The sequence below is a fragment of the Enterococcus alcedinis genome, from assembly GCF_014635985.1.
Taxonomy (GTDB): Bacteria; Bacillota; Bacilli; order Lactobacillales; family Enterococcaceae; genus Enterococcus_I; species Enterococcus_I alcedinis.
The window spans coordinates 227,870-253,831 of sequence record NZ_BMDT01000001.1; the positions used below are offsets into that span (position 1 = coordinate 227,870).

The 25,962-nt window shown below is 38.7% G+C and carries 21 protein-coding genes and 2 riboswitches; all 21 genes read left to right on the forward strand.

What is annotated here, in order from left to right:
* The gene (locus tag IEV09_RS01115) at positions 1 to 612 is read left to right on the forward strand and encodes a glycoside hydrolase family 73 protein (RefSeq protein WP_188366416.1); all 612 of its coding nucleotides are present in this window, start codon (positions 1 to 3) and stop codon (positions 610 to 612) included.
* A gap of 14 nt (positions 613 to 626) precedes the next feature.
* Positions 627 to 1,313 (forward strand): beta/alpha barrel domain-containing protein, encoded by a 687-nt coding sequence (locus IEV09_RS01120; RefSeq protein WP_188366417.1) that lies wholly within the window; start codon positions 627 to 629, stop codon positions 1,311 to 1,313.
* 88 nt (positions 1,314 to 1,401) lie between these two features.
* A riboswitch (purine riboswitch) is annotated at positions 1,402 to 1,498 on the forward strand.
* 82 nt (positions 1,499 to 1,580) lie between these two features.
* On the forward strand, positions 1,581 to 2,162 hold the full coding sequence (locus IEV09_RS01125) for a xanthine phosphoribosyltransferase (RefSeq protein ID WP_188366418.1): 582 nt from the start codon (positions 1,581 to 1,583) through the stop codon (positions 2,160 to 2,162).
* Positions 2,163 to 2,358: 196 nt separating this feature from the next.
* Positions 2,359 to 2,847: a 5-(carboxyamino)imidazole ribonucleotide mutase gene (gene purE, locus IEV09_RS01130; RefSeq protein ID WP_188366419.1), complete on the forward strand. Its 489-nt coding sequence runs from the start codon at positions 2,359 to 2,361 to the stop codon at positions 2,845 to 2,847.
* Positions 2,840 to 3,964, forward strand: coding sequence for a 5-(carboxyamino)imidazole ribonucleotide synthase (purK, locus tag IEV09_RS01135; RefSeq protein ID WP_188366420.1), 1,125 nt, complete (start codon positions 2,840 to 2,842; stop codon positions 3,962 to 3,964). The genes purE and purK overlap by 8 nt, the downstream gene beginning before the upstream one ends.
* Before the next feature lie 266 nt (positions 3,965 to 4,230).
* On the forward strand, positions 4,231 to 4,485 hold the full coding sequence (gene purS, locus IEV09_RS01140; RefSeq protein ID WP_188366421.1) for a phosphoribosylformylglycinamidine synthase subunit PurS: 255 nt from the start codon (positions 4,231 to 4,233) through the stop codon (positions 4,483 to 4,485).
* 1 nt (position 4,486) lies between these two features.
* Positions 4,487 to 5,161 (forward strand): phosphoribosylformylglycinamidine synthase subunit PurQ, encoded by a 675-nt coding sequence (gene purQ / locus IEV09_RS01145; RefSeq protein ID WP_188366422.1) that lies wholly within the window; start codon positions 4,487 to 4,489, stop codon positions 5,159 to 5,161.
* Positions 5,162 to 7,384: a phosphoribosylformylglycinamidine synthase subunit PurL gene (purL, locus tag IEV09_RS01150; RefSeq protein WP_188366423.1), complete on the forward strand. Its 2,223-nt coding sequence runs from the start codon at positions 5,162 to 5,164 to the stop codon at positions 7,382 to 7,384.
* Entirely contained in the window at positions 7,369 to 8,808 is a 1,440-nt protein-coding gene (gene purF, locus IEV09_RS01155; RefSeq protein ID WP_188366424.1) for an amidophosphoribosyltransferase, read from the forward strand. Before purL ends, purF begins: the two co-directional genes overlap by 16 nt.
* Positions 8,809 to 8,823: 15 nt before the next feature.
* Complete coding sequence (purM, locus tag IEV09_RS01160; protein WP_188366425.1) at positions 8,824 to 9,864, forward strand: phosphoribosylformylglycinamidine cyclo-ligase; 1,041 nt, start codon at positions 8,824 to 8,826, stop codon at positions 9,862 to 9,864.
* On the forward strand, positions 9,861 to 10,460 hold the full coding sequence (purN, locus tag IEV09_RS01165) for a phosphoribosylglycinamide formyltransferase (RefSeq protein WP_188366426.1): 600 nt from the start codon (positions 9,861 to 9,863) through the stop codon (positions 10,458 to 10,460). The genes purM and purN overlap by 4 nt, the downstream gene beginning before the upstream one ends.
* Positions 10,438 to 11,979: a bifunctional phosphoribosylaminoimidazolecarboxamide formyltransferase/IMP cyclohydrolase gene (purH, locus tag IEV09_RS01170; protein ID WP_188366427.1), complete on the forward strand. Its 1,542-nt coding sequence runs from the start codon at positions 10,438 to 10,440 to the stop codon at positions 11,977 to 11,979. The genes purN and purH overlap by 23 nt, the downstream gene beginning before the upstream one ends.
* 30 nt (positions 11,980 to 12,009) lie before the next feature.
* Complete coding sequence (gene purD / locus IEV09_RS01175; protein WP_188366428.1) at positions 12,010 to 13,266, forward strand: phosphoribosylamine--glycine ligase; 1,257 nt, start codon at positions 12,010 to 12,012, stop codon at positions 13,264 to 13,266.
* A 149-nt stretch (positions 13,267 to 13,415) separates the two neighbouring features.
* A complete protein-coding gene (locus IEV09_RS01180; protein ID WP_188366429.1) occupies positions 13,416 to 14,330 on the forward strand; it encodes an aldo/keto reductase in 915 nt (304 codons plus the stop codon).
* Between the two features lie 170 nt (positions 14,331 to 14,500).
* The gene (guaC, locus tag IEV09_RS01185; protein ID WP_188366751.1) at positions 14,501 to 15,478 is read left to right on the forward strand and encodes a GMP reductase; all 978 of its coding nucleotides are present in this window, start codon (positions 14,501 to 14,503) and stop codon (positions 15,476 to 15,478) included.
* A 247-nt stretch (positions 15,479 to 15,725) separates the two neighbouring features.
* Entirely contained in the window at positions 15,726 to 16,832 is a 1,107-nt protein-coding gene (gene wecB / locus IEV09_RS01190; protein WP_188366430.1) for a non-hydrolyzing UDP-N-acetylglucosamine 2-epimerase, read from the forward strand.
* A gap of 147 nt (positions 16,833 to 16,979) precedes the next feature.
* Positions 16,980 to 17,152: riboswitch (M-box (ykoK) riboswitch) on the forward strand.
* 183 nt (positions 17,153 to 17,335) lie between these two features.
* On the forward strand, positions 17,336 to 19,930 hold the full coding sequence (gene mgtA, locus IEV09_RS01195; RefSeq protein ID WP_188366431.1) for a magnesium-translocating P-type ATPase: 2,595 nt from the start codon (positions 17,336 to 17,338) through the stop codon (positions 19,928 to 19,930).
* Positions 19,931 to 20,381: 451 nt separating this feature from the next.
* A complete protein-coding gene (pdhA, locus tag IEV09_RS01200) occupies positions 20,382 to 21,488 on the forward strand; it encodes a pyruvate dehydrogenase (acetyl-transferring) E1 component subunit alpha (protein ID WP_188366432.1) in 1,107 nt (368 codons plus the stop codon).
* Positions 21,489 to 21,491: 3 nt separating this feature from the next.
* Positions 21,492 to 22,469, forward strand: a complete 978-nt coding sequence (locus IEV09_RS01205; RefSeq protein ID WP_188366433.1) for an alpha-ketoacid dehydrogenase subunit beta — start codon at positions 21,492 to 21,494, stop codon at positions 22,467 to 22,469.
* Positions 22,470 to 22,499: 30 nt separating this feature from the next.
* Positions 22,500 to 24,104 (forward strand): dihydrolipoyllysine-residue acetyltransferase, encoded by a 1,605-nt coding sequence (locus IEV09_RS01210; RefSeq protein WP_188366434.1) that lies wholly within the window; start codon positions 22,500 to 22,502, stop codon positions 24,102 to 24,104.
* A gap of 7 nt (positions 24,105 to 24,111) precedes the next feature.
* A complete protein-coding gene (gene lpdA / locus IEV09_RS01215) occupies positions 24,112 to 25,518 on the forward strand; it encodes a dihydrolipoyl dehydrogenase (protein WP_188366435.1) in 1,407 nt (468 codons plus the stop codon).
* Positions 25,519 to 25,962: the final 444 nt, after the last annotated feature.

Below are 25,962 nucleotides of genomic sequence, written 5' to 3' on the forward strand. Positions count from 1 at the left end.
ATGAAAAAAAATAAAAGACGAAAAAATTCTCCTTTACGGTTCCCAATGATTTTAGCAGGCCTCTTTTTAATTGTTTTATCGTTTGTATTTTCATTGAAAGGGTTAGTTGATGAAGCACCACGATTTGAACAGCAACAAGAAAATCAACAACTGTCCAATGAAGCATTTATCGAACGATTAGTGCCACATGCGCAAACATTACAAAGAGGCTATGGTATTTTACCAAGTATTATCATTGGTCAAGCGATTTTAGAATCAAATTGGGGGAAAAGTGAGTTATCGAGTAAATATAATAATTTATTCGGTATTAAGTCTTTCGGACACTCTGATTTTGTGACGTTAGATACGCAGGAATACGTGAATGGTCAATGGATTACGATTCAGGGAGATTTCCGTGTCTATCAAACATGGGAAGAATCGATGGATGATCACACGATGCTTTTTGTGAACGGCGTTGATTGGAGTCCGCAAAAATACGAAGCCGTTTTAACCGCACCTAGTTATAAAGAAGCGGCTATAGCATTACAAGAAGCAGGTTATGCTACGGACCCGACTTATGCAGAAAAAGTGATACAAGTTATTGAAGCGTATGATTTAGCACAATATGATTAATAAGGAGTGAGATGATGACTGATAAATTTATTCCGAATATTACAACGGCACTAAGAAAAGACATCGTTCGTGTACCAGAAATTATTAACGAATGTAGTGGGATTATGATTTTTGGTAAGTTAATTAAATCGATTATTTTTACAACGGATATAGCTATCATCCGCAACACAAATGCCCATGCGGTAATTGCTGTTTATCCTTTTACTCCACATCCAGCGATTACGAAAAGTATTATTGAAGCGGCGGACATTCCAGTGTTTTCTGGTGTTGGGGGTGGATTAACGCAAGGATCACGTGCGAGTTATATGAGCCTCTTTGCGGAAGCACAAGGTTCGATAGGTGTTGTTTTAAATAGTCCAACGCCACTTGAAACGGTCGTCGATGTTTGTGCTGTTGTTGATATTCCAGTCGTTAGCACGGTAACTAGTCGTTATACACCTATTGGGGATAAGCTAGAAGCTGGGGTTAAAATTATTAATATTAGTGCTGGTCGGAAAACAGAAGAGGTCGTACGTCATTTTAGAGAGCAATATCCCGACTTACCAATTATTGCCACAGGTGGTCCAACTGAGGAAAGCATACGTGGGACGATTGAAGCGGGGGCAAATGCCATCACGTACACACCTCCTTCAAATGGTCAACTTTTCAGTAAGAAAATGGAGAATTATCGTGAAATTGAGCGTGTTTCATTTGAAGAATAAAAATTTGATGAAAAAATGGAGAGAAGCCAAATGATTTTGGTTTTTTCTCTTGTTTTTTTATGTGGTTCAAGGCATAATTAAGCTTGTGTTTTTCATAATTAGTCTTCCTTATATATTGCCGTAATCGGTCGGCAGTTTCTACCTGGTACCGTAAATACCGGACTATAAGTGAAAAAAGTGTTTTATTAAATAAGACACCTTTTTTGCTGTGTGCAAAAAAGGTGTCTTTTTAATTTAGATTGAGATAAAAAAAGGAGTTAGTTTGCGATGGAAGAGTTAATTAAACGTATTCAACAAGATGGCGATGTTTTAGGAGATGGTGTATTAAAAGTTGACAGTCTAATCAACCATCAAGTCGATCCTCAGTTGATGAAGAATATGGGAGAACTTTTTGCGAAAGTTTTTGCTGAAAGAAAAGTAACGAAAGTTGTCACGATTGAATCATCTGGTATCGCACCAGCCGTTTTTTGTGCACTAGAGTTAGGAGTCCCGATGATTTTTGCTCGTAAATCAAAAAGCTTAACAATGAACGAAGAACTGTTAACGGCTTCTGTCTATTCATTTACGAAACAAGTAACAAGCACGATTTCAATTTCACGTAAGTTTTTAAATGAGTCTGATAATGTATTAATTATTGATGACTTCTTAGCAAATGGGCAAGCGGCCAAGGGATTAATTGAACTTTGCCAGCAAGCCGGAGCTTCAGTTGAAGGAATTGGTATTCTAATTGAGAAATCCTTCCAAGACGGTCGCCAACTATTAGAAGGAATGGGTTTAGATGTCGTATCATTAGCTCGTATCCAATCATTAAAAGATGGTGAAGTGACATTTATCGAGGCGGACGCCTAATAAAATAACTGATTCAAGCAACTTGAGAGGTTTGCCTTTTAAGTTGTTTTTTTGTTTTTATTAAAGTTTATTGAAATTTAAATGACTTTAAACCGAACGATAATATATTGTGATTGAAAATTGTACGAATAATTTTGACTTCATGCTTTTGACTTGTTAAAATACGATTATCGAATAAATTAAAGGGGTCAAATAAATGAAACCACAAGTTGCGGTAATTATGGGAAGTATTTCAGATTGGGAAACGATGCAAGAAGCTTGTTTACAATTAGATTTTTATGGAATTGAATATGAAAAAAAAGTTGTATCGGCTCATCGTACACCGGATTTGATGTTTAAATATGCAGAAGAAGCGCGTGAAAGAGGAATTAAAGTGATTATTGCAGGGGCTGGAGGCGCAGCGCACCTACCAGGTATGGTAGCAGCCAAAACAACATTACCAGTCATAGGCGTTCCTGTTCAATCACGCGCTTTGAGTGGTTGGGATTCGTTGCTATCGATTGTTCAAATGCCGGCAGGTGTTCCAGTTGCAACGACAGCCATCGGAAAAGCTGGCGCAAGTAATGCAGGGATTCTTGCAGTTCAAATGCTTTCGATGTATGATTTAGCTATAGCAAAAAAACTTTCAGATCGACGGAATGAAATGGAAGAAATGGTGATAGAAAGTAGTGATCAACTTGGTTAATCCATTAATGCCGGGAGCGACTATTGGAATTATTGGTGGCGGGCAATTAGGAAGAATGTTAACAATGAGCGCGAAGAAAATGGGCTTTCAAGTCGGTGTCTTAGACCCAGCAGAAAATTGTCCGACAGCACAAATTGCGGATTGGCATATTTTAGCGGACTATGATGATGTCTTAGCATTGGAAGAGATGGCTCGTCGAAGCGATGTTGTCACCTATGAATTTGAAAACGTGAATGTGGAAGCGTTGGCGGCAATCACAGAACAAGTTCCTGTCCCACAAGGTACTGATTTACTAGCGATTACACAAGATCGTTTATTAGAGAAATCATTTTTAGAAGCAAATAACATTGTGATTGCACCATATTCAACAATTATTAGTCCAACGGATATTCAAGAGGCAATCGAAAGCATTGGTTATCCTTGTGTCTTAAAAACAACACGTGGTGGTTATGATGGTAAAGGACAGTATGTCTTAAAAGATATGACTGATTTAGCGCCTTCGATGAACTTACTGCGTTCAGGCACTTGTGAACTTGAAGCTTGGATTCCTTTTGAGAAAGAATTATCGGTTATTGTGGCTGGAAATGGCCAAGAATTTACAACTTTTCCGATTGTCGAAAATATTCATCGCAACAATATTTTATATCAAACAATTGCACCAGCGAATATTTTACCGGATGTTGCGAATGAAATTGCTCGAATTGCTAAAGTGATTGCAAAAGCAGTCAATTTGCATGGTGTACTGGCGATTGAGTTGTTTTTAACAGAATCTGGAAGTATCTACGTTAATGAATTGGCGCCAAGACCACATAATTCTGGACATTATTCAATCGAAGCTTGCAATATGAGCCAATTTGACGCTCATATTCGTGGTATTTGTGGTTGGCCATTAGGTGAAGTCAAGCTGTTATCGTCAGCGATCATGGTCAATATTTTAGGTGAAGAACTTGAAAAAAGTTATCAGCAAATTATGAAGCAACCACAATGGCAATTCCATTTCTATGGAAAAGAAGAAGCCAAAGCGGGCCGTAAAATGGGGCATGTCACTATTACGACCGATGATATTGAAAAAACGAAAAAAGAAATTGATGCAACGAATGTTTGGAAAATATCATAAATTTAAAATATAAGAAAAAAACACCTTTAAAAGCGAATGTTCCGTTTTTAAGGGTGTTTTTTTGAACGGTTGTTCCCTAAAGGCGAACGATTGTTGTTTATTAATTATTTAATGTAAATATTTCGTTGACGGTTTATCAGTATCGTTGTTACAATGAATGCATCAAATAGAGGAAAAAAGCTAGTTAAAACCGATTGTTCGATGATTTCTAATTGGATGTCGTTCGTCAATTAAGGAAAGCAGCACCTCGTGAAGGAGAAGAGTAAATGTATTTTGTAAAAGTTTATGTTACTTACAAGGAATCAGTATTAGACCCACAAGGAGAAGCGGTAAAAGGAGCAGTTCACCGTTTAGGCTACACAGAAGTGGAAGATATGCGAATTGGTAAGTATTTTGAAATAAAAATTGCAAAATCAGACCGTCCAGTAGAAGCAATGATTGAAGAGGTTTGTGATAAATTATTAGCTAACGTGAATATGGAAACGTATCGTTATGAAATTCAAACAATGGAGGAAGCATAAGATGAAATTTGCGGTCATTGTTTTTCCAGGCTCTAACTGTGACCTTGATTTACTTTGGGCAATCAAAGATGTCATGGGTGCAGACGCAGAATACGTTCGTCATGATGCAACAAGTTTAGCTGGGTTTGACGGTGTTTTATTACCCGGTGGTTTTTCATACGGTGACTACTTACGTTGTGGTGCAATTGCCCGTTTTTCAAATATTATGTCAGAAGTGGTACGTTTTGCTGAAGAAGGTAAACCAGTTTTTGGCACGTGTAACGGATTCCAAATCTTAACCGAAGCTGGTTTGTTACCAGGCGTTTTAAAACGTAACGAATCGCTAAGTTTTATTTGTAAACCCGTTCCAGTAGAAGTTGTTAATAATCAAACGAAATTTACGACGGAATACGACGAAAACGAACAATTAACATTACCGATTGCTCATGGTGAAGGAAACTACTACTGTGACGAAGAAACGTTAAAAGAGTTAGAAGCAAACAATCAAATTGTTTTCAAATATAAAGAGAATGTTAATGGCAGTTTAGAAAGAATTGCTGGTATTACAAACAAGGCAGGGAACGTTTTAGGGATGATGCCGCATCCAGAAAGAGCGATGGAAGAATTATTAGGATCGACCGATGGCAAAAAATTCTTTGCATCAATTTTGAAGAACTATGGAAAGGTGACTGTATAAATGAATAAAGTAATGGAGCCAACACCGCAAGAAATTAAAGACAAAAGAATCTATGCTGAGTGGGGACTAACAGACGAAGAATACAGTTTAATCTCAGAGAAAATTTTGAATCGTTTACCAAACTACACTGAAACAGGTTTGTTCTCTGTAATGTGGAGCGAGCACTGTTCATATAAAAATTCAAAACCTGTTCTACGTAAATTCCCAACGGAAGGTGAACACGTTTTACAAGGACCAGGTGAAGGTGCTGGGATTGTCGATATCGGCGATGGACAAGCAGTTGTTTTTAAAGCGGAAAGTCATAACCATCCATCAGCAGTAGAGCCTTATGAAGGGGCTGCAACAGGGGTTGGCGGTATCATTCGTGATATCTTTAGTATGGGAGCGCGTCCGGTTGCGATGTTGAACTCGTTACGTTTTGGTGAATTAGACAACGATCGTACAAAATACTTATTTGAAGAAGTCGTTGCAGGAATCGGTGGTTACGGCAACTGTATCGGAATTCCAACAGTTGGTGGCGAAATTCAATTTGATGACGTTTATGAAAAAAATCCACTAGTCAATGCGATGTGTGTTGGATTAATTGACCACAAGGATATTCAAAAAGGACAAGCCAAAGGAATCGGAAACTCAATCATGTATGTCGGCGCTAAAACAGGACGCGACGGCATCCACGGTGCAACATTTTCTTCTGAAGAATTCGTAGAGGGTGAAGATCAGCAACGTTCAGCGGTTCAAGTTGGTGATCCATTGTTAGAAAAATTATTAATGGATGCTTGTTTAGAGTTGATTTTAGAGCACAACGATATTTTAGTCGGTATTCAAGATATGGGAGCAGCCGGTCTCGTTTCTTCTAGTTCAGAAATGGCGTCAAAAGCCGGATCTGGTCTAAAATTATACTTAGATGACGTGCCTCAGCGTGAAACAAACATGACACCTTACGAAATGATGCTTTCTGAATCGCAAGAACGTATGCTTTTATGTATTAAACAAGGTGAAGAGCAACAAGTCATTGATTTGTTTGAAAAATATGAGTTAGATGCGGTAAATATCGGTGTTGTAACCGATGATGGTATGTATCGCTTATTCCATCATGATATTGAAGTAGCGAATTTACCGGTGGATGCGTTAGCAGAAGATGCACCAACATACTATAAAGAATACAAAGAGCCTGCACGTATTGCCGAGTTTGCTCAATTAGAAAACTTTATTCCAACAATTACGGATGCTAGCGAAACGTTAGTAAACTTATTAAAACAACCAACAATTGCTTCGAAAAAAATGGTCTATGAAACATTTGATTCACAAGTTCGTACAAACACGGTTGTCGGTCCAGGAAGTGACGCGGCGGTTATCCGTGTTCGCGGTACAAACAAAGCGTTAGCGATGACAATGGACTGTAATAGTCGTTACCTATACTTAAATCCTGAAATTGGTGGTCAAATTGCCGTTTCAGAAGCAGCACGTAACATTGTGGCATCAGGTGGAAAACCATTAGCAATTACTGACTGTTTAAACTTCGGTTCACCAGACAAACCAGAAGGATTCTGGGAGTTATGGACGGCAGCTGATGGAATTTCAGAAGCTTGTCGTACGCTAGAAACACCAGTCATCTCTGGAAACGTTTCGTTATACAACGAGACAAATGGTCAATCGGTTTATCCAACACCAGTCATCGGAATGGTTGGTTTAATTGAAGACGTGGCTCATATTACGACGCAAAACTTTACAACTGCGGGCGATTTGATTTATGTTGTTGGTCAAACAGGCGCTGACTTTAACGGAAGCGAAATTCAAAAAATGCAAGCAGGTAAAATCGAAGGCCGTTTAATGAACTTTGATCTAACTACTGAAAAAGCCAATCAAGATTTCGTTTTAGCAGCGATTCAAGCAGGGCTTGTTGCAAGTGCGCATGACTGTAGCGAAGGTGGCTTAGCTGTCGCAATTACAGAGTCGGCATTTGGCAATCAATTCGGTGTCGATGTAACTGTTGATGTTACAAAAGAAGAATTATTTGCTGAAACGCAATCACGTTTTATCCTAAGTGTTTCTCCAGCGGATCAAGCAGCATTTGAGGCCTTAGCGGGTGATAAAGTGGCGCATGTTGGTCAAGTAACAGAGACAGGTAAATTAATGATCGCTGCAAAAGATGCTGTGATTGAATTAGAAACAAGTAAAGTGAAACAAGTTTGGGAGGACGCACTTTCATGCCTACTGAAATAAGAAGTCTAAATGAAGAATGCGGTATCTTCGGTGTCTGGGGACACGAAGATGCTGCTCGCGTCACCTATTTTGGTCTCCATAATTTACAACACCGCGGTCAAGAAGGAGCGGGGATTGTTTCAAATGAAGCAGGACACCTTCATGGTTATCGTGGACTTGGTTTATTATCCGAAGTTTTTTCGAATGAAAATCGTTTAAATAAACTACATGGAAATGCTGCCATTGGTCATGTTCGTTACGCGACTTCAGGTAATGGACATGTTGATAATATTCAACCTTTCTTATTCCGCTTTTTCGATAGTCAAGTTAGTTTAGCGCATAATGGTAATTTAACGAATGCGAAAACATTGCGTCGTGAATTAGAAGAGCAAGGGGCGATTTTTCATTCAAGCTCAGATACTGAAATTTTGATGCATCTGATTCGTAAAAGTGAAGCGCCAACCTTTTTGGATCGCTTAAAAGAAAGTTTGAATCAAGTACAAGGTGGTTTTGCTTACATTTTAATGACCGAAAATGCCATGTATGCAGCGCTTGATCCAAATGGTTTTCGACCGTTATCAATCGGACAAATGAAAAATGGTTCGTATGTTGTCGCGTCTGAAACTTGTGCGCTTGAAGCAAATGGTGCCGCATTTGTACGCGATGTACGTCCGGGAGAAGTCATTGTTATTGACGATGAAGGATTAAAAATTGATGCCTACACGACAGACACGCAACATGCGATTTGTTCGATGGAATACATTTATTTTGCACGTCCCGATTCGAATATTGCCGGAGTGAACGTCCATACGGCACGTAAAAATATGGGACGGACATTGGCAAAAGAAGCGCCAGTTGAAGCGGATATGGTGATTGGTGTACCAAATTCATCGTTATCTGCCGCGAGTGGCTATGCTGAAGTTTCAGGAATTCCTTACGAGTTAGGTTTAATTAAAAATCAATACATTGCACGTACTTTTATTCAACCAACACAAGAACTACGCGAACAAGGGGTTCGTATGAAATTGTCTGCGGTTCAAGGAGTAGTAGAAGGTAAACGTGTTATTTTGGTCGATGATTCAATCGTCCGCGGAACAACATCACAAAGAATCGTGCAATTATTAAAAGAAGCGGGAGCGAAAGAAGTACATTTACGTATTGCTTCACCGCCATTAAAATTCCCTTGTTTTTATGGTATCGATATTAAAACAAGAAAAGAATTAATTGCAGCAGATTTAAGTTTAGACGAAATGAATACACGTTTTGGCTCGGATTCATTGGCATTTTTAAGTGAAGAGGGTTTAATTTCGTCAATCGGTTTAACATTCGATGCCCCTTATTCAGGGTTGTGTATGGCTTATTTTAACGGTGATTATCCAACGCCATTATACGATTATGAAAAGAAATACCGTGCGTCATTAAAAGAGAACAAAGTGAGTAAATAATTGGAGGAATGCAAAGTGCCGAATGCATATGCAAAAGCAGGCGTAGACGTTGAAGCTGGCTACGAAGTGGTGGAACGAATTAAAAAACATGTAAAGAAAACAGAACGTTTAGGCGTGATGGGCGCTTTAGGTGGCTTTGGAGGCTGTTTTGATTTAAGTGTCTTAGGTGTAAAAGAACCGGTTCTTGTGTCTGGAACGGATGGTGTCGGAACGAAGTTAATGGTTGCGATTCAAGAAAATAAACATGATACGATTGGGATCGACTGTGTTGCTATGTGCGTCAACGATATCGTCGCTCAAGGCGCAGAACCGCTTTACTTCCTTGATTATATTGCAACTGGTAAAAATCATCCAGAGCGTTTAGAAGCAGTTGTCGCAGGTGTTGCCGAAGGTTGCTTGCAATCGGGAGCCGCATTAATTGGTGGCGAAACAGCGGAAATGCCTGGTATGTATGGAGAAGATGATTACGATTTAGCTGGTTTTGCGGTTGGTATCGCTGAAAAATCTCAATTAGTAACAGGTGAAAAAATTGCAGCTGGCGACATTTTAATTGGTTTACCCGCTTCAGGTATTCACTCAAATGGTTACTCGCTTGTGCGTAAAGTGTTCTTCGAAATGAATGGTTTAACGGGTGATTCCATTTTAAACGCGAGTCAAAAAGCGTTAAAAGAAGAATTGTTAACTCCTACAAAAATCTATGTTCAAGAAATTTTACCGTTAGTTAAAGCAGGCCTTGTCAATGGGATTGCGCATATTACTGGTGGTGGTTTTGTTGAAAATATTCCTCGCATGTTACCGGAACAATTAGCAGCTGAAATTCAATTAGGCTCATGGCCAATTTTACCAATTTTTACAGATCTGGAAACATATGGCGACATCCCAGCGATGGAAATGTACGAAATTTTCAATATGGGAATCGGCATGGTCTTAGCTGTTTCCGCTGATAAAGTAGCCGATGTTCAACGTATCGTGAAAGAAGCGAATAGCGAGTCTTACGTTATTGGACAAGTGAAAGCACAAACCGATCAAGCGATTGAATGGATTGAAGCAAAATGAAAAAAATAGCAATTTTTGCATCGGGCAATGGCAGTAATTTTGAAGCCATTGCCCAAGCTGTTGAACAAAAGCAAATTCAGGGTGAAATTGCCGTTCTTTTTTGTGATCAACCAAAGGCCTATGTCTTAGAACGTGCGGTAAAATATGGTATTCCAACCTTTTCTTTTTTACCGAAAGATTTTTCGAATAAAATCGCTTATGAAACAGAAATTAAACGCGTGATGACTGAATTTGACGTTGAGTTGATTGTTTTAGCGGGGTATATGCGTATTGTAGGTCAAACATTATTAGAAGCGTACCCTCAAAAAATTATCAATCTACATCCCTCTTTGTTACCGAGTTTTCCTGGTTTGCACGGAATTAAAGACGCTTTTGATTATGGTGTAAAATATAGTGGTATTACGATTCACTATATTGATGAAGGGGTCGATACGGGTCCAATTATTGCCCAAGCGATCACAGAAGTCACTCAAGAAGATACGATTGAAAGTTTAGAAGAAAAGATTCATCAATTAGAACATCACTGGTATCCAAAGGTACTAGCAGAAATTATCCAAAAGGGGTCTCATTCTTATGTTAAAAAGAGCGTTAATTAGTGTATCAGATAAAGCTGGAATTGTTGAATTTGCTCAAGAATTAGTGGCGTTAAAGTTTGAAATTATTTCAACAGGAGGCACAAAAGCGGCTTTAGATCAAGCGGGTATTGCGACGATTGGCATTGAAGACGTTACAGCGTTTCCAGAAATGATGGATGGTCGTGTGAAAACGTTGCATCCGAAAATTCATGGTGGCCTGTTAGGGCGTCGTGATTTGGAAAGCCATGTAACAGCGATGACGACACATGAAATTTATCCGATTGATTTGGTTGTCGTTAACTTGTACCCATTTAAAGAAACGATTAGTCGTCCGGATGTAACGGAAGCAGAAGCCATTGAAAACATTGATATCGGTGGACCGAGTATGTTACGTTCTGCTGCTAAAAATCATCAATTTGTAACGGTGGCAGTTGATCCAAGTGATTACCCAACGATTTTAGCAGAATATAAAGCAACAGGTGAAACGACTTTTGCGACTCGCCAAAAACTAGCAGCGAAAGTTTTCCGTCACACAGCAGCTTATGATGCGTTGATTGCGAGTTACTTAACGGATTTAGTCGGTGAAACAGAACCTGAAAAATTAACATTAACATATGATTTAAAACAATCATTACGTTACGGTGAAAATAGCCATCAATCCGCTGATTTTTATCAAGATGCCTTACCAAAAAACTTCTCAATTGCGAGTGCTAAGCAATTGCACGGTAAAGAGTTATCATACAATAACATTCGTGACGCAGATGCAGCTGTTAAGATTGCCGCAGAATACGATCAACCGATTGCGGTTGCAGTGAAGCACATGAATCCATGTGGTATTGGTACAGGAGAGACTGCTTATGAAGCATTTATGAATGCCTATGAAGCCGATCCAGTATCAATCTTTGGTGGGATTGTTGTCATCAATCGTCCGGTGACATTAGAAGTTGCGAACCAAATGAAAAATATTTTTTTAGAAATTATTATTGCGCCTTCTTTTGATGCGGATGCTTTTGAAGTCTTAGCTCAAAAGAAAAATTTACGTCTATTAACACTTGATTTTTCAGCTGCTGTTAGCGAACAAGCCGAAGTTGTTTCCGTTTTAGGTGGCTTACTTGTTCAAAGTCCAGACAATCAAAAAGAAGGACCGGCGGATTGGAAAGTTGTCACAAAACGCCAACCAACAGATGCCGAGCTAGCAACCATGGCTTTTGCCTGGAATGGTGTAAAGCATGTTAAATCAAATGCGATTTTATTAGCGAACGGTCAACGGACGGTAGGTATTGGTGCTGGTCAAATGAATCGTGTGGGTTCTGTGAAAATTGCGATTGATCAAGCAACTGCTGCCAATCAAATCGAAGGTGCAGTCTTAGCAAGTGATGCATTCTTCCCAATGAGTGACAGTGTGGAATATGCCGCAAAACACGGTATCAAAGCGATTATCCAACCGGGTGGAAGTATTAAAGATCAAGAATCGATTGATATGGCCGATCAATATGGCATTACAATGATTTTTACAAATCTTCGTCATTTTAAACACTAAAATATGTATGCAACAAAAAAGGAGTACAAAATGAAACTTTTAATTATCGGTAGTGGTGGTCGTGAACATGCCTTAGGGAAAAAATTATTTGAAGATCCGCAAGTAACAGCAGTTTTTTGTGCAAAAGGAAATGCTGGAATGACAAAAGATGGCATTACCGTTGTCGATATTGCAGAAGATGCACATGAAGAATTAATTGCTTTTGCAAAAAAAGAAGCAATCGATTGGACTTTTGTTGGACCTGAGATTCCGTTGTTAAATGGTATTGTTGATGACTTTCAAGCAGCGGGTCTGAAAATATTTGGACCAAATAAAGCAGCAGCAATGATTGAAGGTTCAAAAGAATTTGCCAAAGAATTAATGAGTGAAAGGAACATTCCAACCGCGGCATATCAAACGTTTTCTGATTTTGACGCAGCGAAAGCCTACGTCATTGAGCAGGGTGCACCGATAGTCATTAAAGCAGACGGTTTAGCAGCTGGTAAAGGTGTTGTCGTCGCTGAAACGATTGAAGTTGCTATTGACGCACTACACGAAATGTTAGAAGAGCAAAAATTTGGGACAAGCAGTGCCAGAGTTGTGATTGAAGAATTTCTAGCAGGTGAAGAGTTTTCGCTTTTAGCTTTTGTGGATGGCGAGAAAGTCTATCCAATGGTGATTGCCCAAGATCATAAGCGTGCCTTTGATTTTGACCAAGGACCAAATACCGGTGGGATGGGTGCTTATACACCAGTACCACAAATCTCAGAAGCAATTGTGGAACAATCCGTCCAAGAAGTGCTCTATCCGACGGTTCAAGGTATGATCCAAAGAGGAACGCCGTACCATGGTATTTTGTATGCGGGGTTAATTGCAACTGAAAATGGTCCGAAAGTCATTGAATTCAATGCTCGTTTTGGTGATCCAGAAACACAAGTTGTTTTACCGAGGCTTGAAAGTAGTTTAGCGCAAGTGATTACGAAATTAATTGCGCATGAAACACCTGAAATTCAATGGAATAACTTAGCAAGCGTGGGTGTCGTTGTCGCTGCTAAAGGGTATCCAGAAGCATATCAAAAAGGGATGGTTTTACCAGAAATCAATCATCCGGATGTATCCGTCATTTATGCTGGTGTAAAAAGTGAACAAGACAAGCTCGTTGCAAATGGTGGGCGTGTCTTCTTAGTTGAAGCGCATGCGGAGACAATTGAAGCGGCGCAACAAAAAGTCTATCAAGCATTAGATAAAATGGACACGACGCAACTCTTTTATCGTAGTGATATTGGCAGTAAGGCTCTAACAAAGTAAAAAAGACCGCTCGTTTCAATTCGTTTCGAATTGTAGCGAGTTTTTTTGTTAAAAATAATAAAAATAGTGCATAATGAGCGCTAAAAGCGAATGATTCTGGTTACATGTGGTAAAATGTAATTTACTAAATGACAGAGGATGATTACAAGATGAAGCAAGTGAAATTTGGGCAAACGGATTTAGAAGTACCTTCAATTATTTTAGGTTGTATGCGTATTACGAGTGCAGAGGATCCTGTAAAAGTCATTGAATCTGTAGTGGAGCAAGGGATTACTTTTTTTGACCATGCAGATATTTATGGCCAGGGTGAATGTGAAACCATTTTTGGGTCAGCGTTAAAAGAAACAACGATTCAGCGAGAAGACTTATTTATTCAATCAAAATGTGGCATCGTTCCTGGTGAAATGTTTGATTTTTCGAAAAAACATATTATTGAGTCAGTGGAAGGCAGTTTGAAACGCCTACAAACGGACTACTTAGATGCATTATTATTACACCGTCCAGATACCTTATTTGATCCGGCAGAAGTAGCAGAAGCGTTTGATTTATTAGAACAACAAGGAAAAGTGAAACACTTTGGTGTCAGTAATCAAAACCCTGGTCAAATTGAATTATTGAAAAAATTTGTCAAACAGCCACTCGTTGCCAATCAATTACAATTTGGAATTAAACATACGGAAATGGTTGATCGAGGTTTCCATGTGAATATGAATGACTCTTTTGCAACGGATCGTGATGGGGGCATTTTAGAATATTCACGTCTCCACGATATGACGATTCAAGCGTGGTCACCGTATCAATATGGCCATTTTGAAGGTGTTTTTATTGAGCATGAAAAATTCCCGGAATTAAATCAAAAATTGCGTCAATTAGCAGATAAATATGAAACAACACCGACTGGTTTAGCTTCAGCTTGGATTTTGACACACCCAGCAAATATGCAAGTGATTGTTGGAACGATGAATTTGCAACGATTGAAAGAAATCGCTCATGCGTCACGAATTGAATTGAGCCGTAAAGATTGGTATCAAATTTATTTAGCAGCTGGAAACGTTCTACCTTAAGTAAATAAGACAACGAAAGTGCGAAAAGACGAACATTCGCGCTTTTTAATTTGGATAAAGCGATATCTTGGTTGCATTTTATTTAAAAATCGGCTAAGGTTGCTATGGTGTTGAGAAACGCCCAAACTCATTAAGTAAGAAAAATTGAGAGGATGTTTTTGATGTTTGAGATGCAAGTTTTTGATTATGAGGATATTCAGTTAGTTCCGAACAAATGTATTGTAAATAGCCGTTCTGAGTGTGACACTACGGTTCAATTAGGAAAACATAGCTTTAAAATGCCCGTTGTGCCGGCAAATATGCAAACAATTGTGGATGAAACAATTGCAGAATTTTTAGCGGAAAATGGTTATTTCTATATTATGCACCGTTTTGATGAAGAGGGACGTATTCCTTTTATCAAAAAAATGCAAGAAAAAGGCTTGATTTCTTCTATTAGTGTAGGTGTAAAAGATTATGAATACCCATTTGTTGAAGAGCTAGCAGCGCAAAATACTATCCCAGATTATATTACAATTGATATTGCACATGGACATTCAAACGCCGTGATCAATATGATCAAACACATAAAAAAAGTAATCCCTGAAACATTTGTGATTGCAGGGAACGTGGGAACGCCAGAAGCCGTTCGTGAATTAGAAAATGCAGGAGCCGATGCTACAAAAGTTGGAATTGGTCCTGGTAAAGTATGTATTACAAAATTAAAAACAGGTTTTGGTACTGGTGGATGGCAATTGGCAGCACTACGTTGGTGTGCAAAAGCTGCACGTAAACCAATTATTGCTGACGGTGGTATCCGTACACATGGAGATATTGCGAAATCGGTTCGCTTTGGTGCATCAATGGTTATGATTGGTTCATTATTTGCTGGACATGAAGAATCTCCAGGTGAAACAAAAGTTGAAAATGGTGTTGTTATGAAAGAATATTTCGGTTCAGCATCTGAATTCCAAAAAGGTGAAAAGAAAAACGTTGAAGGTAAGAAAATTTGGGTTAATCATAAAGGATCTCTACAAGATACGTTAACTGAAATGCAACAAGACTTACAATCATCGATTTCATACGCTGGTGGAAAAGATTTAGAAGCCATTCGAAAAGTTGATTATGTGATTGTTAAAAATTCGATTTTTAACGGTGATACAATTTAATTGTTTAGGCAGGTTTTTCAGTTTACTGAAAAGACCTGCTTTTTTTAGTGAAGTTTTTAAAATAGCAGACAGATTTTTAGTATCCGGTTATCAATCAATATTCTTGTAGTTGAACAGAGATATAAAGAAAAGAATTTTATTTCTTCTCATAGAAAATCATTTTTGAATCGATGGGTGTGAACAATAGTTGCATACAAAGATCCGCTGTTTTGATATACTGTAAAGAGATTACATGAGGAGTGAAGATATGACAATTAAAGTTTTTTCTGTTTTTGGCACGCGTCCAGAAGCGATTAAAATGGCTCCGCTTGTCAAAGCGTTAGAAGCGGACCCTCGCTTTGAGTCGAAAGTCATTGTAACCGGGCAACATCGAGAAATGCTCGATCAAGTATTGACTATTTTTGACATTCAATCTGATTACGATATTAATATTATGTCTACCAACCAAACGCTAACAGAGATTACTACGCGAATTTTACTTGCATTACAACCTATTTTAGAAAATGAAAAACCAGATATTTTGCTCGTACATGGTGATACAACGACGACTTTTGCTGCATCATTAGCTGCATTTTACCAACAAATCAAAATCGGGCATGTGGAAGCTGGTTTACGGACATGGAATAAGTATTCTCCGTTTCCAGAAGAAGCCAACCGACAAATGACAGACTGTCTTGCTGATCTGTACTTTGCTCCAACAACAGCGAGTCGAGAGAATTTACTGTTAGAAAATCATCCAGAAGACAATATTTTCGTTACAGGAAATACCGCGATTGATGCAATGAAATATACGATTCGCGATTCGCATCAGTTGACTGGTGTCAATCTTCAAGATGATAAAAATATTATTTTGACGATGCATCGCCGGGAGAATTTAGGAAGCAAGATGCAAAGCGTATTTTTGGCTGTCAGTCGAATTGCACGTGAATTTCCGGAGTATCAAATTATTTTTCCGATGCATAAAAATCCTAAAGTCCGTGATTTAGCACAAAAGCATTTGAGTCAGTTTGCTAATATACAATTAATCGAGCCGCTTGATGTCGTTGACTTTCATAATCTAATGGCACGAAGTTACTTGATTTTAAGTGACTCAGGTGGCGTTCAAGAAGAAGCGCCATCAATGGGGGTTCCTGTTCTTGTTTTACGGGACACAACGGAAAGACCAGAGGGGGTTACAGCTGGTACGTTACGATTAATTGGTACAGATGAGTCAGTTGTCTATCAAGAGATTAAGGAATTATTAACAAATAAAACAGCGTATCAAAAAATGGCCCAAGCAAAAAATCCATATGGTGATGGTCAGGCATCGGAACGTATTTTATCTGGTATTTATTCTTTTTTTAATCAAAAATAAAAAGGAAATACTAAAGGAGAATTGCTGTATTTTTCAGAAAATATCTGAAAAAGGCAATTCTTTTTTGACAAACGGATGAAGAACACGTAGTATATTAAGTGTAGTAAGTGTTGGATACGTAAAAATACGAAACACTTAAATAATCATTTAAATAATTGTTAGGTGAGGCTCCTATAAAGAAACAAGCTGCTGCCGCGAAAGAATCGAGAGATTCTGAGTTGGTTAACAGGAATAATCGCGAAGGTTATTCATAATGTAGCTGATAAGTCCGATGACTTGTCTACGCTTTATAGTGCTAAAGCTCAACGGTGACTATGAAAAGTAAGAGCGCATACTCATTGTTGAGTATGCGTTTTATTTTTGTTCTGACCGCTACCGTTATGAAAATGATCAAGAAAGGACGGATGATGAATTGGATAACCCCGATGCCCAGAGGATTAATAACAGGATTCACCCGTTAAGTCATAAGGGGCAAGAATCCTAATAAATGAGGAGGAATGACAATGATCAAAAACAATGGATTAAAAGAACAAGAACTAAAAAAACTCGCATTTTTATCTGAACGAGAGCTGTATATGGAGTTACGCTCCTCACCGCAAGGTCTTTCAGCAGAAGATGCAAAAGAACGTTTGGAAGAATTTGGGCCTAATAAAGTCGACGCTCAAAAACCAACACCTGCTTGGCTTGTATTTCTTTCTGCTTTTAAAGACGCGTTTGTCCTCGTACTTACAGGATTAATGCTCGTTTCTTTGCTAGTAAAAGACTATGAAGCGGCAATTGTAATGGCTGTAATGATTGCAGCAAGTGTGACGATTACGTTTATTCAAAACATTCGTTCGCAAAAAGCCAGTGAGGCGTTGAAAGAGTTAATTGAAAACACGTGTGCCGTTGTTCGAAATAATGAAACCATTGAAATTCCAATGGATGAGGTTGTTCCAGGAGACGTTGTGCGTCTTGCAACAGGTGATATGATTCCCGCTGACGCTGTTTTAATTTGGACGAATGACTTATTCGTCAATCAATCATCGTTAACTGGTGAGTCGATGCCAGTGGAAAAATTTGTCGACCCGGGTGTCGAAAAAGAAGCGACCGATCTTTCAGCAATTGAAATGCAAGATGTTATCTTTATGGGGACAGACGTCTTAAGTGGTCAAGGAACAGCTATTATTTTAAAAACAGGACAAAACACCTTTTTTGGTGATATTGCGAAAAATGCGACGAAAAAAAGAGGTAGAACGACTTTTGACGAAGGGTTAGTTCGTGTGAGTAAATTACTCTTACGTATGGTTATGGTTTTATTCCCAATTGTTTTCGTATTGAATGGCCTAACCAAAGGTGATTGGAGTGAAGCCTTCTTCTTTGCGATTGCCGTTGCGGTAGGCTTGACACCAGAAATGCTACCAATGATTGTGACAAGTAACTTAGCCAAAGGCGCTTTAACCCTTTCAAAAGAAAAAGTAATTGTAAAAGAATTACCTTCGATTCAAAACTTAGGCAGTATGGATGTCCTATGTACGGATAAAACAGGGACGATTACTGAAGATCGGGTTGTTTTAGTTCAACACATCAATCCCTTAGGAGAAGAAAATGATGAAGTGCTCGATGTTGCGTACTTGAACTCTTTTTACCAAACGGGTTGGAAAAACTTAATGGATATTGCGGTTATAAACTATTTTGAAGAAAATGATCGCCAAGTGGCTTTTAAAAACATTCAAAAAATTGATGAGATTCCATTTGATTTTTCTCGCCGTCGATTAACAGTCGTTATGGATGTCGATGGGCATCAACTAATGGTTACTAAAGGTGCCGTTGAAGAAATGGAGTCGGTGTGTTCACACGTTAAAATCAACGGTGAAGTCACAAGTATTACAGAGGAGTTGCGGGAGAAAATGCGCAACGTTAACCGTCGTTTAAACGAACAAGGGATGAGAGTTTTAACTGTTGCGACACGTTTGGATGTCCATGATAATGCGGTTTATTCGATTAGTGATGAAAAAGAAATGACAATTATCGGATTCATGGGCTTTTTAGATCCAGCTAAAAAATCAGCAGTTACAGCAATAGATTCCTTACATAAGCACGGTGTCGCCGTGAAAGTTTTGACAGGTGACAATGCGGTTGTTGCACAAAAAGTTTGTAAAGATGTAGGAATTGAAGCCGATCGCTTTTATTTAGGAACGGATGTGGATCAAATGTCGGATGAAGAGTTAGCGCAAGCGGCCGAAACGGTTCATTTATTTGCTAAATTACATCCCATGCAAAAATCGCGTATAATAGAAGCAATTCAAAGCAAAGGTCATACGGTTGGATTTATGGGCGATGGTATTAATGATGCCCCGGCACTACGGACAGCTGATGTAGGAATATCAGTTGATACCGCTGCAGATATTACAAAAGATGCAAGTTCCATTATTTTACTCGAAAAAAGTTTAGATGTATTGGCACACGGCGTGATTGAAGGACGTAAAGTCTTTAGTAATATTATGAAATATATTAAAATTACCATTAGCTCGAATTTTGGGAATGTCTTTTCTATTTTAGTAGCAAGTGCTTTCTTGCCGTTTCTACCGATGTTATCGATTCAACTACTCGTGCAAAACTTAATTTATGGAATTGCACAGCTAACGATTCCGTGGGATCGTGTGGATCAATCAGAACTTGAAAAACCGGTTAAATGGCAGATTGGTGGACTATTGAAATTCACGCTTTATATTGGACCGGTAAGTAGCCTGTTTGATGTTATTGGTTTTATCGTTATGTGGTTTGTTTTTTCAGCCAATACGGTTGCCGAACAAAGTATCTTCCAAGCTGGCTGGTTTATGATTGGATTAGTCACACAAACGCTGGTCGTACATGTTGTACGCACCAAAAAGGTGCCATTTGTTCAAAGTATCGCATCGCTACCTGTACTAATTTCAACCTTGCTTGCAATCATTGCGGCGTTCGTAATTATTTTGACACCACTTCGTACATTGTTTGATTTTGGTGCATTGCCAAGTAATTATTGGATTTGGTTTGTTGGAATCGTTGCTGCATACCTGATTACATTAGAATTTGCCAAACGTTTGTATATTCGCTTAACAGGTGAATGGCTCTGATTTATCAATAAATTGAAAAAGAATGAATTAAAAAGAAATGGTTTTCTGTGAAATTTCATAGAGAAACTGTTTCTTTTTATTTGAAAACTGTCATATTCATTTTTAGTTAAAAAAGATAAATTGTACTGATTGAGGATTTTTCACAAGCGTTAGAGTTGATGCAAAGGTTGCTAATTAGGCGTTTCCTGTTTTTATTTTTGAATAAGCTGTACTAATAATACAGAAAAAAGAAAAAGTGAATGGTTGAATGTGACTCGTTTCACTAATGAATCTTTTCAGAATAGGCTCTTTCATAGCTGAAATCGCAATTATTTGAAACTTATTACTTGTTTTTTTATATCAAAAGTGATAATTTAATACTGTAATTGATATTAACAGTGGTACAGAAATAAATTGCTGTTACAATTTAACAACATACAAGAACTTATTTAAGAGAGGAAAGTGTGACAAGATGGCAAAGAATAAAACAATTGACTTCCAAGCATTACTTGACAAGGCACATTCGGATTTTCCGATGTATCAAGCATTAGACAAAGATGGGAACGTTGTAAACGAAGCGTTAGTACCGGATTTAACAGATGATGAATTAGTGGAGTTAATGACTCGTATGGTATGGTCACGTGTTCTTGACCAACGTTCAACAGCCTTAAACCGTCAAGGACGTTTAGGATTCTTCGCTCCAACAGCTGGACAAGAAGCAAGTCAATTAGCAAGTCATTTTGCTTTTGAAAAAGAAGATGTATTATTACCAGGTTACCGTGATGTTCCACAATTAATCCAACACGGCTTACCTTTAACTCAAGCATTTTTATGGTCTCGCGGGCATGCTGCGGGTAACTACTATGCAGAAGACTTAAAAGCTTTACCACCACAAATTATTATCGGAGCACAATACGTTCAAGCTGCCGGTGTTGCATTAGGATTAAAAATGCGTAAAAAACCAAACGTTGTATTTACTTATACAGGTGATGGTGGTTCTTCACAAGGTGATTTCTATGAAGGAATTAACTTTGCTGGAGCATACAAAGCAAACGCAGTATTCTTCATCCAAAATAACGGTTTTGCGATTTCAACTCCTCGTGATAAACAAACAGCAGCTGTTACTTTAGCTCAAAAAGCTGTTTCTGCTGGAATCCCAGGAATCCAAGTTGATGGAATGGATCCATTAGCAATGTATACAGTAACAAAAATGGCTCGTGATTGGTCAATTGCTGGAAATGGTCCAGTTTTAATTGAAGCAATAACTTACCGTTACGGTGCACATACATTATCAGGTGATGATCCGACTCGTTACCGTTCAAAAGAAATGGATGACGAATGGGTAGCAAAAGATCCATTAATCCGTTTCCGTGCTTACTTAGAAGCAAAAGGTTTATGGAATGAAGAAAAAGAAAATGAAGTTATCGAAAATACAAAAGAAGAAATCAAAGTAGCAATTGCAGAAGCTGATAAGCAACCGAAACAAAAAGTTTCAGATTTCTTAAAATCAATGTTTGAAGTTCAACCACAAAACATTAAAGAGCAAATTGAATTCTATGAAGCGAAGGAGTCGAAATAAAAAATGGCACAAATGACAATGATTCAAGCAATCACTGATGCACTTGCTTGTGAATTAGCAGCTGACGAAAACGTAGTCATGTTTGGTGAAGACGTTGGTAAAAACGGTGGGGTTTTCCGTGCAACAGAAGGCTTACAAGAAAAATTCGGCGAAGAGCGTGTCTTTGATACGCCTTTAGCAGAATCAGGAATTGGCGGACTAGCTTTTGGTTTAGCTTTAGAAGGTTACCGTCCAGTACCAGAAATTCAATTCTTTGGTTTCGTTTTCGAAACAATGGATGAAGTAGTTGCACAAATGGCACGTACGCGTTACCGTATGGGCGGCACTCGTAATTTACCTATTACAATTCGTTCACCATTTGGTGGAGGTGTGCATACACCAGAATTACACTCAGATAACTTAGAAGGCTTAATCGCTCAATCTCCTGGTATCCGTGTTGTTATTCCGTCAAATCCATATGATGCAAAAGGACTATTAATTGCTTCTATTAGAAGTAATGATCCAGTTGTTTTCTTAGAGCACATGAAATTATACCGTTCATTCCGTGATGAAGTTCCTGAAGAATCTTATGTTGTACCATTAGATAAAGCTGGAATCACTCGTGAAGGTAAAGATGTTTCAATTATTACTTACGGTGCAATGGTTCGTGAATCAATCAAAGCAGCAGAAGTATTAGAAAAAGAAAACATTGACGTTGAAATCATTGATTTACGTACGGTAGCTCCTTTAGATTTAGAAACAATTTTAGCATCTGTTGAAAAAACAGGACGTGTTGTTGTCGTTCAAGAAGCTCAAAAACAAGCTGGAGTTGGCGCACAAGTTGCTGCTGAAATTGCTGAACGTTCAATTCTTTCATTAGAAGCACCAATCGGACGTATTGCTGCACCAGATACTATTTTCCCATTTGGTCAAGCTGAGGGCGCATGGTTACCTAACGCAAAAGATATTGAAGATAAAGTAAGAGAAATCGCAAACTTTTAATAGTGCGGATACGAAAGGGAGATAACAGACATGGCGTTTCAATTTAAATTACCAGATATTGGTGAAGGAATTGCAGAAGGCGAAATCGTTAAGTGGTTTGTAAACGTTGGCGATACAGTCAATGAAGACGATACGTTATTAGAAGTACAAAATGATAAATCAGTTGAAGAGATCCCATCTCCAGTAACTGGAGTAGTTAAAGCAATTGTTGTAGCAGAAGGCGTAGTAGCTAACGTAGGTGATGTATTGATTGAAATCGATGCACCTGGTTACGAAAGTGAAGCAGCTTCAGCTCCAGTAGCAGAAGCGGTTCCTGCAGCTGCTGTTGCAGCACCAGCAGCTGAAAGCGCGGGCGTTTTCCAATTCAAATTACCAGATATCGGTGAAGGAATTGCAGAAGGCGAAATCGTTAAGTGGTTCGTAAGTGTTGGCGATACAGTCAATGAAGACGATACATTATTAGAAGTACAAAACGATAAATCAGTTGAAGAGATTCCATCTCCAGTAACGGGTAAAGTAACAAATATCGTTGTAGCAGAAGGCGTAGTAGCAAACGTAGGTGATGTCTTAATTGAAATCGACGCACCTGGCCACAACACTGGTGCATCTGTAGCCGCACCAGTAGCGACTGAAGCAGCACCAACACAAGCAGCAGCGTCAACGTCATCAGCAGTTGTTGCAGCAGCGAACCCAAGCAAACGTGTACTAGCGATGCCATCAGTACGTCAATTTGCTAGAAACAACGATGTTGATATTACATTAGTAACGCCAACAGGTAAAGGTGGACGCGTAACAAAAGAAGATATCCAAAGCTTCTTAGCAGGCGGATCAGCAGTACCAGTTGCAGCAGAAGCGGTAGCAACTGAAACAGCAGCAGCTCCAGCAGCGAAAGCAGCAGTAGCGCCTCAAGCGTTCAGCTCAAACTTAGGTGAATTAGAAACACGCGAAAAATTAACACCAATGCGTAAAGCAATTTCTAAAGCAATGGTGAACAGCAAACATACTGCACCTCATGTTACATTACATGACGAAGTAGAAGTTTCAAACCTATGGGATCAACGTAAGAAATTTAAAGATGTAGCAGCAGCACAAAATACAAAATTAACGTTCTTACCATATGTTGTTAAAGCATTGACAGCAACAATGAAGAAATTCCCAGTTATGAACGCTTCAATTGATGATGTCAATCAAGAAGTTGTTTACAAAAACTACTACAACATCGGAATCGCGACAGATACACCAAATGGCTTATACGTTCCAAACGTAAAAGATGCTGACCGTAAAGGATTATTTGCAATTGCAGATGAAATCAATACAAAAGCAGCAGCGGCTCATGAAGGTAAATTAGCAGCGGACGATATGCGTAATGGTACCGTTACAATTAGTAACATTGGTTCAGTAGGTGGCGCATTCTTTACACCAATCATCAACTACCCAGAAGTAGCGATTTTAGGTGTGGGTACAATTGCTCAACAACCTGTTGTTAACAAAGAAGGCGAAATTGTTGTTGGTCGCGTAATGAAATTATCATTAAGCTTTGACCACCGTATTGTTGACGGAGCAACTGCTCAATTAGCAATGAACAACATCAAGCGTCTGTTAGCAGATCCAGAGTTACTATTAATGGAAGGATGATAAACACATGGTAGTAGGAGATTTCGCCTTAGAATTAGATACAGTTGTAATTGGTTCAGGACCTGGTGGCTATGTAGCTGCCATCCGTGCCGCTCAAATGGGACAAAAAGTAGCAATCATTGAAAGAGAATACATCGGCGGCGTTTGTTTAAACGTCGGATGTATCCCTTCAAAAGCATTAATTGCTGCAGGTCATCATTACCAAGAAGCGCTAAACTCTCAAATGTTTGGTGTAACAGCTTCAGACGTATCATTAGATTTCACTCAAACACAAGAGTGGAAAGACAATGGTGTCGTAAACAAATTAACTTCAGGAATTAGTTTCCTATTGAAGAAAAATAAAGTTGAAATCATTGAAGGTGAAGCATTCTTCGTAGACGATAAAACATTACGTGTTATCAACGAAGATTCAGCACAAACATATGAATTCAAAAATGCAATTGTGGCAACTGGTTCACGCCCAATTGAAATTCCTGGCTTTAAATTCAAAGGTCGTGTCATTGATTCGACTGGCGGATTAAACTTAAAAGAAGTTCCTAAAAAATTAGTAATTATCGGTGGCGGTGTTATCGGTACTGAATTAGGTGGCGCATATGCTAACTTAGGTTCAGAAGTTACAATTTTAGAAGGTTCTGCACAAATTTTACCAACGTACGAAAAAGACATGGTGAAAATTGTCGAAGATGACTTCAAGAAAAAAGGCGTTACAATTGTTACTAAAGCAATGGCTAAAGAAGCAGTTGATAACGGTGAAGACGTAACTGTAACTTATGAAGTTGACGGTAAACAAGAAACGGTTACTGCTGACTACGTAATGGTTACTGTTGGTCGTCGTCCAAACACAGATGACATGGGATTAGAGTTAGCTGGTGTAACAATCGGCGAACGTGGATTAGTTCCAGTTGACAAACAAGGACGTACAAACGTTTCAAACATCTATGCAATCGGTGATATCGTTGCCGGTGCGGCACTTGCTCACAAAGCAAGTTATGAAGCAAAAGTTGCGGCTGAAGCAATTTCAGGTAAAAAAGTAGAAGTTGACTACAAAGCAATGCCAGCAGTCGCTTTTACAGACCCTGAATTAGCATCGGTTGGTTTAACAATTGCTGAAGCAAAAGAACAAGGAATTGAAGCGAAAGCTGTTAAATTCCCATTCGCAGGAAATGGCCGTGCATTGTCATTAGGTAAAACAGAAGGATTTATCCGTCTAGTAACAACGGTTGAAGACCATGTTATTATCGGTGCGCAAATCGCTGGTATCGGAGCTTCAGATATGATCTCTGAATTAGCGTTAGCAATCGAATCTGGCATGAATGCTGAAGATATTGCTTTAACAATTCACCCACACCCATCATTAGGAGAAATCGTGATGGATGCTGCTGAGTTAGCGTTAGGTTTACCTATCCACGCATAAAAATTTTTTTAGACCCTCTAGAAGCAAGTCTTCTAGAGGGTCTATTTCGCGTTCAGGAAAGTATAAGTTCTGAAAAGTCTGGTCTATCAGATAGTTGAACAATTTTTATTTAGTTATCTGAATAGGCTACAGATAACAGAAGTTTACGCTATCCTACGAGAAACTGTTTTACTTAAGGAGCTGTGAGACCGCCTCAGTCATCGATTACTGATGCTGTTCGAGCAAAGCGAGTTAATCTACCGGAATGACTTCTAAGGCTTGTAGTATCCTCGTTAAGGTCGATGATACCAATTTAGAAGTGAACTTTACTAAATAAAGTTATCGAACGAGTGAATGGCGGAGAATACGGTAAAACGTATTAAACAACATCGCTTCATCTTTCTTTTGCGATAGGCAGTATGCTTTCTTTCCAGAATCGCTATCATCAGATGGTTGTCATAGAAG

What these genes read in the sequence shown, in the direction of transcription:
- IEV09_RS01115 (WP_188366416.1), top strand. Translation starts at nt 1, where the DNA reads ATGAAAAAAAATAAAAGACGAAAAAATTCTCCTTTACGGTTCCCAATG.
- IEV09_RS01120 (WP_188366417.1), top strand. Translation starts at nt 627, where the DNA reads ATGACTGATAAATTTATTCCGAATATTACAACGGCACTAAGAAAAGAC.
- IEV09_RS01125 (WP_188366418.1), top strand. Translation starts at nt 1,581, where the DNA reads ATGGAAGAGTTAATTAAACGTATTCAACAAGATGGCGATGTTTTAGGA.
- purE (WP_188366419.1), top strand. Translation starts at nt 2,359, where the DNA reads ATGAAACCACAAGTTGCGGTAATTATGGGAAGTATTTCAGATTGGGAA.
- purS (WP_188366421.1), top strand. Translation starts at nt 4,231, where the DNA reads ATGTATTTTGTAAAAGTTTATGTTACTTACAAGGAATCAGTATTAGAC.
- purQ (WP_188366422.1), top strand. Translation starts at nt 4,487, where the DNA reads ATGAAATTTGCGGTCATTGTTTTTCCAGGCTCTAACTGTGACCTTGAT.
- purL (WP_188366423.1), top strand. Translation starts at nt 5,162, where the DNA reads ATGAATAAAGTAATGGAGCCAACACCGCAAGAAATTAAAGACAAAAGA.
- purF (WP_188366424.1), top strand. Translation starts at nt 7,369, where the DNA reads ATGCCTACTGAAATAAGAAGTCTAAATGAAGAATGCGGTATCTTCGGT.
- purN (WP_188366426.1), top strand. Translation starts at nt 9,861, where the DNA reads ATGAAAAAAATAGCAATTTTTGCATCGGGCAATGGCAGTAATTTTGAA.
- purH (WP_188366427.1), top strand. Translation starts at nt 10,438, where the DNA reads ATGTTAAAAAGAGCGTTAATTAGTGTATCAGATAAAGCTGGAATTGTT.
- purD (WP_188366428.1), top strand. Translation starts at nt 12,010, where the DNA reads ATGAAACTTTTAATTATCGGTAGTGGTGGTCGTGAACATGCCTTAGGG.
- IEV09_RS01180 (WP_188366429.1), top strand. Translation starts at nt 13,416, where the DNA reads ATGAAGCAAGTGAAATTTGGGCAAACGGATTTAGAAGTACCTTCAATT.
- guaC (WP_188366751.1), top strand. Translation starts at nt 14,501, where the DNA reads ATGCAAGTTTTTGATTATGAGGATATTCAGTTAGTTCCGAACAAATGT.
- wecB (WP_188366430.1), top strand. Translation starts at nt 15,726, where the DNA reads ATGACAATTAAAGTTTTTTCTGTTTTTGGCACGCGTCCAGAAGCGATT.
- mgtA (WP_188366431.1), top strand. Translation starts at nt 17,336, where the DNA reads ATGATCAAAAACAATGGATTAAAAGAACAAGAACTAAAAAAACTCGCA.
- pdhA (WP_188366432.1), top strand. Translation starts at nt 20,382, where the DNA reads ATGGCAAAGAATAAAACAATTGACTTCCAAGCATTACTTGACAAGGCA.
- IEV09_RS01205 (WP_188366433.1), top strand. Translation starts at nt 21,492, where the DNA reads ATGGCACAAATGACAATGATTCAAGCAATCACTGATGCACTTGCTTGT.
- IEV09_RS01210 (WP_188366434.1), top strand. Translation starts at nt 22,500, where the DNA reads ATGGCGTTTCAATTTAAATTACCAGATATTGGTGAAGGAATTGCAGAA.
- lpdA (WP_188366435.1), top strand. Translation starts at nt 24,112, where the DNA reads ATGGTAGTAGGAGATTTCGCCTTAGAATTAGATACAGTTGTAATTGGT.